Below are 5,727 nucleotides of genomic sequence, written 5' to 3' on the forward strand. Positions count from 1 at the left end.
CCCTCCGCACGTGAGGTCCCATTCGCCCCTGGCCGGAACACGACCGTCCGCTTGCTTTCGGCCGTGTTCTCCCCGGCGCCCGGCCTTGCGGCCGGGCGGCTGGGACGGGCTCACTGCCGAACCGTCCCGGGAGCCGTTCGAAAGCGAGCTCAGTGACCGGAGTGACCGGGCCCGGCGGCGTTGAAACGCGAGCGGGCGACGGGCCGGCCGGCCGGGACGCGGCGGCTGATCAGCGCCTCCTCGAGGGCCGTGCGGATCTCCTCGGGCAGGTCACCGGTGCGCGCCCACAGGAGCACCGTCTCGGCGACCTGCCGCAGCTTGACGTTGGTGTGCTGGGAGACCTCCTTGAGCACCGCCCAGCCCTGGTCGGGCGTCACCCGTGCGAGTGCCACCAGGCTGCCGATCGCCTGGTCCACCACGGCGTGCGAGGTGACCGCCTCCTTCAGCTGGGCGACCTCGGCCTCCAGGGCGAACACCCGGTCGGCGGCGGCCCCGGCGACGGTCTGCGGCGGCGGCGCGGCGGGCACCGGGTCCTTCTCGCTGTCACCCGGACGGTCCTGCGTGCGCATCGTGACCTCCGGCGTGCGGCGTAGGCTCCCGTAGGCTCCTCGGGCTCCTCTACATCGTCGCCATTCGTCCGGCCGCCTGCCACCGGGAGGAGACCGGACGACGGCCACCGTTTCGGCGCAGCGGCCCGGGTACTCGACAGGCACCGGCAGCCGGTCCGGCCGGACACTGGTTGGGGGGCCGGTGTGCGCTGGCCCTCGCCCGGGCGCCCTCTTACTCCAGGACGTGGGACTGCCATGACTGCCATGAACGACGACAGCACGCCCCTCGCCCCGCGTGCCGGCGGGCCGCGCTCGACCCGCACCATCTCGGGCGCACCCGTATGGGTGAGCCTGACCAGCCACGACCTGGCGGTGACCCAGAAGTTCTACACCGCGGTGCTGGGCTGGGAGTGGCGGACGATGAAGCTCGGTGACCTCTTCCGGGTGGCCGAGGTGGACGGCGTGCCGGTCGCCGGGGTCGCCGCGGTGGCCGGTCAGTGGCACATGGCGGTCAACTGGACGGCCTACTTCGCGGTGGAGAGCGCCGACGAGACGGCCTCCCGGGTCCAGGAGCGCGGGGGCACCCTGGCGGTCGGCCCGCTGTCGCTGCCGCCCGGCCGCACCGCCCTGCTCGCCGACCGGGACGGCGCCACCTTCGGCATCTGGGAGGGCGAGATCTCCGGCTCCTGGGACGCCTGGCGCGAGGCCGCCCCGGTCCTCGTCCGGCTGCGCACCCGGGACGCCTTCGACTCGGCGATCTTCTACGGCGAGGTCTTCGAGTGGGCCTCCGGCCGGCCCGGGGGCTGCGAGGTCCGCTACGACGGCGAGGAGGTGGTGGTGGTCAACAACCACGAGGAGGTGGCGCGGATCGAGTCCGGCGCCCTCGGCTCCGCGCCCGACCCCACCATCCGGCCGCGCTGGCACGTGCACTTCGCGGTCGAGGACGTCCCGTCCTGCGTCCGGGGCGCCGAGGCGAACGACGGCTCGGTGCTCCGTGCGACCGACCGGGAGGCGGTGCTGCGCGACCCGGAGGGCGCCCTGTTCACCGTCTACCACCGGCCCACCGGCCCGCTCGGCGGCCGGGTGACCTGACCGCGCGCCGCCCGCGCGCCGGACGGATCGGTGGCACGGCGGGCACGACGGACGCGGATGCGGCGGCGACCCGGTTCCGGGTCGCCGCCGCATCGGCGCGTTCGCCGCCGCGTCAGGCCGTCAGCCCGTCAGGCCGTCAGCGGGGGCCGGGAGAGGACCACCAGGCTGCGCGACTCGACGACGAGCGCGGTGCCCGCCTTGTGCTCGGCCTCGTCCGGCGTCCCCTGCGGGTCGGCCGTGTCGATCAGCGCCGTCCACCGCTCGCCGTAGGCCGCCGACGGCAGCCGGAAGGTCATCGGCTCCCAGTAGCTGTTGAACAGCAGCAGGAAGGAGTCGTCCACCACGCGCTGGCCGTAGGAGTCCCGTTCCGCGATGGCGTCGCCGTTGAGGAAGACCCCGATGGCGTGGGCGTCGGAGCGGTGCCAGTCCTCGTCGGCCATCTCGGTGGCGTCGGGCAGCAGCCACACCAGGTCGGGCAGCGGCCGGCCCTCGCGCACCGGGGTCTCGCCGCGGAAGAAGCGGCGGCGCCGCAGCACGGGGTGCTCGCGGCGCAGGGTGATCAGGCGGCTGGTGTAGCCGATCAGGTCGCGCTGCTCCTCGCCGAGGCCGCGCCAGTCGATCCAGGAGATCTCGTTGTCCTGGCAGTAGGCGTTGTTGTTGCCGCGCTGGGTGCGGCCCAGTTCGTCGCCGTGGCAGAGCATCGGGATGCCCTGGGAGAGCAGCAGGGTGGCCAGGAAGTTGCGCTGCTGCCGGGCCCGGAGCTCGAGGACGCCCTCGTCGTCGGTCTCGCCCTCGACGCCGCAGTTCCAGGAGCGGTTGTGGCTCTCGCCGTCGCGGTTGTCCTCGCCGTTGGCCTCGTTGCGCTTGTCGTTGTAGGAGACCAGGTCCCGCAGCGTGAAGCCGTCGTGGGCGGTGACGAAGTTGATGCTGGCGCGCGGCCGGCGGCGGTCGCGCTCGTAGAGGTCGGAGGAGCCGGTCAGCCGGGAGGCGAACTCGGCCAGGCTGTGGTCCTCCGCCCGCCAGAAGTCCCGCACCGCGTCGCGGTAGAGGCCGTTCCACTCCGACCACAGCGGCGGGAAGTTGCCCACCTGGTAGCCGCCGTCGCCGAGGTCCCACGGTTCGGCGATCAGTTTCACGCGGCTGATCACCGGGTCCTGCTGGATCAGGTCGAAGAACGCCGACAGCCGGTCCACCTCGTGGAACTGACGGGCCAGGGTGGCCGCCAGGTCGAAGCGGAAGCCGTCGACGTGCATCTCGGTCACCCAGTAGCGCAGCGAGTCCATGATGAGCTGTAGCACGTACGGGTGACGCATCAGCAGGCTGTTACCGGTGCCCGTGGTGTCGTAGTAGTGCCCCCAGTCGCCGTCCACCAGGCGGTAGTAGGAGGCGTTGTCGATGCCGCGGAAGGAGAGGGTGGGGCCCTTCTCGTTGCCCTCGGCGGTGTGGTTGTAGACCACGTCGAGGATGACCTCGAGCCCGGCCTCGTGGAGGGCCTTCACCATCGCCTTGAACTCGTTCACCTGTTCACCGCGGGTGCCGCGGGCGGCGTACTCGTTGTGGGGCGCGAAGAAGCCGATGGTGTTGTAGCCCCAGTAGTTGGTGAGGCCCCTGCCCTGCAGCACGCCGTCCTGGACGAACTGGTGCACCGGCATCAGTTCGACGGCGGTCACCCCCAGGGAGGTGAGGTGTTCGATCACCGCGGGGTGGGCGAGGCCGGCGTAGGTGCCGCGCAGCCGGGCGGGCACCTTGGGGTGGGTGCGGGTGAGGCCGCGGACGTGGGTCTCGTAGACGACGGAGTCCGCGTACGGCCGTCCGGGTGAACGGTCGTCGCCCCAGTCGAAGTACGGGTCGGTGACCACGCCCAGCATGGTGTGCCCCGCGCTGTCGGCCGTGGCGCGGCCGCGGGGGGCCCGCTCGTAGAGCGAGGGGTGGTCGTCCGGCATGCCGTCGACGGCGCGGGCGTACGGGTCGAGCAGCAGTTTCCGCGGGTTGCAGCGGTGGCCCATGGAGGGGTCCCAGGGGCCGTGGACCCGGTAGCCGTACCGCTGGCCGGGGCCCACGCCGGGCAGGTAGCAGTGCCAGACGAAGCCGTCGACCTCGTGCATCGTCACCGTGCGGTGCGAGCCGTCGTCGTCCGCCAGCACCAGGTCCACGCGCTCGGCGACCTCGCTGAAGAGCGCGAAGTTGGTGCCCTGGCCGTCGTAGGTGGCGCCCAGCGGGCAGGGGCGCCCGCTCCACACGGGCGCCCCGGCGCTCTCGGTCCTGCGCGCGGTCACCGCGTCACCACGCTCTCGTGCACGGCGGCGACCTCCGGCGGCGGCGCGGACCCGGCCAGGGCCAGGACGCGCTGCTTCTCCCGCGGCAGTTCGAGCGCCTCGGTGACCAGCGGGTCGGGGCCGACCGGCACCAGCGGGACCCTCTCCCCGGAACGGGCCCGCCGGGTGAACCAGATGATCCGGCCGGCGCCCGTGTCGCAGCAGCCCCAGCCGTCGCTGTGCGTGGCGATGTGGGTCAGGCAGGGGCGCAGTTCGAGGTCGGGGCGGAGGTTGCGGTCGTTCTGCCCGACCGCGGTGATCAGGTGCTGACCGTTCCACCACATCTCGATGGAGGTCTTCTTGTCGACGGCGTGCTCCTCGATGGCGTGCAGCAGCACCTCGGCGCCGCGGCGGACCGGGTCGACGAGGTTGTCCAGACTCCAGAACCGGAGATGGGCGGCCAGGATCCGGCCGACCTGGTCGACCCGTTGCGGACCGACCTCCACGTCGAGGTGGTAGTAGCAGGGCACTGCGGTCTTCATCTCGTTGGCTCCTCACCGGCGAAGCTCCCCGCCTCCTCGTGTCACTTGGCGGACACGAGCCCCGAACACGAAGCGTGAGCAGTGTTCGCTTCTGAGTCACCTTCAGGGTGAGAGTCTTACGCCGTTCGTGCAACCCGAGACGACTCCAGCGGTCGTTGAACCCCCAACAAGACGCTGCGTGGTCCCATGTGCACCATGGGTGACAAGCCTGCCCAGCAACCGTTCGAAGCATCGAGAGGGGGCCCGCCCCATGCTGCTCCCGGCCAAGGCCGAAGTGGCCCGCGACCTCAGCCGGTACCGGGCCTGGGAACGGGTGATGCTCGCATCCCCCGCCGACCCGGCGGTGCGCGACCGCTTCGAGGACTCGGGCTACGCCTTGTGCGCCCTGATGGGCAAGCGCTGCGCGCGCGAGGCGGCGGACGCCGCCGAGCGCTACCTGCGCTCCGGTCCGGTCCCCTACCTGCGCGAGGAGCGGCGCGTGGCGCCGCTCCTGCGCGGGCGGCGGACCGCCGGCCGGCCCGGCCGGCGCGGCCCTCCGGGCGGACGCCGTTCGCCCGCGGGCCGCTAGACGCCACCGGCCCCGCCCCGATTCCTCCCCGGTATCCCGCTCACGAAGGCAGAAGCATGAAGCGACCCCAGGCCATCGGCCGCATTCCCGTCCGCGACGTCCGTCCGGCGGTCGAGTGCGGCAGACGTCCCGCGAAGGCAGTGGTCGGCGAGACCTTCGAGGTCACGGCCACGGTGTTCCGCGAGGGCCATGACGCGGTCGGGGCCAACGTCGTGCTGCGGGACCCCGACGGCCGCCCCGGGCGGTGGACGCCGATGCGCGAGCTGGCCCCGGGGACCGACCGGTGGGGCGCCCTGGTGACGCCGGACCGGACGGGGCTGTGGACGTACACCGTGGAGGCGTGGAGCGATCCGGTGGCCACCTGGCGGCGGCACGCCCGTATCAAGATTCCGGCGCGCATCGACGTGGGTCTGGTCCTGGAGGAGGGTGCCGAGCTGTTCGCGCGTGCGGCCCGCCGGGTGCCCAAGGGGCCGGGCCGGGACGCGGTGCGCCGCGCCGCCCGGGCGCTGGGCGACGACTCGCTGGACGTGGACGAGCGCTTCGCCGCCGCCTTCGACCCCGCCGCCGAGGAGGCCCTGGAGCGGCACCCCCTGCGGGAGCTGGTGTCGGCGGCGCGGCCGATGCCGTTGCTGGTGGAGCGGGAGCGGGCGCTGTACGGCTCCTGGTACGAGTTCTTCCCGCGCTCCGAGGGCGCCGTGGTGCCGCAGGACGGGCCGCCGGTC

Annotated in this window: 6 protein-coding genes; 3 read left to right on the plus strand and 3 right to left on the minus strand. The window is 73.0% G+C overall.

Annotation, left to right across the window (positions count from 1 at the left end; all coding sequences use genetic code 11):
* Positions 1 to 149: 149 nt before the first annotated feature.
* Positions 150 to 569, minus strand: coding sequence for an ANTAR domain-containing protein (locus tag ABT026_RS31950; protein ID WP_351118702.1), 420 nt, complete (start codon positions 567 to 569; stop codon positions 150 to 152).
* 243 nt (positions 570 to 812) lie between these two features.
* On the opposite strand from ABT026_RS31950, the gene ABT026_RS31955 reads away from it, so the two are divergent.
* Positions 813 to 1,640 carry a VOC family protein gene (locus ABT026_RS31955; protein ID WP_351118707.1) on the plus strand — a complete coding sequence of 276 codons (828 nt, stop codon included), beginning with the start codon at positions 813 to 815 and terminating at the stop codon, positions 1,638 to 1,640.
* Positions 1,641 to 1,768: 128 nt separating this feature from the next.
* On the opposite strand, the gene glgX is transcribed toward ABT026_RS31955, so the two are convergent.
* Together glgX and ABT026_RS31965 are read right to left on the minus strand one after the other, a co-directional pair.
* Entirely contained in the window at positions 1,769 to 3,916 is a 2,148-nt protein-coding gene (gene glgX / locus ABT026_RS31960; protein WP_351118703.1) for a glycogen debranching protein GlgX, read from the minus strand.
* Positions 3,913 to 4,437, minus strand: coding sequence for a pep a2 (locus ABT026_RS31965; protein ID WP_351118704.1), 525 nt, complete (start codon positions 4,435 to 4,437; stop codon positions 3,913 to 3,915). The genes glgX and ABT026_RS31965 overlap by 4 nt, the downstream gene beginning before the upstream one ends.
* Positions 4,438 to 4,687: 250 nt before the next feature.
* On the opposite strand from ABT026_RS31965, the gene ABT026_RS31970 reads away from it, so the two are divergent.
* Positions 4,688 to 5,005: a DUF5133 domain-containing protein gene (locus tag ABT026_RS31970; RefSeq protein ID WP_351118705.1), complete on the plus strand. Its 318-nt coding sequence runs from the start codon at positions 4,688 to 4,690 to the stop codon at positions 5,003 to 5,005.
* A gap of 56 nt (positions 5,006 to 5,061) precedes the next feature.
* On the plus strand, positions 5,062 to 5,727 hold a 666-nt coding region (locus ABT026_RS31975; protein ID WP_351118706.1), incomplete at its 3' end, for a maltotransferase domain-containing protein.

This window comes from Streptomyces sp. NPDC002734, assembly GCF_040295685.1.
Taxonomy (GTDB): Bacteria; Actinomycetota; Actinomycetes; order Streptomycetales; family Streptomycetaceae; genus Streptomyces.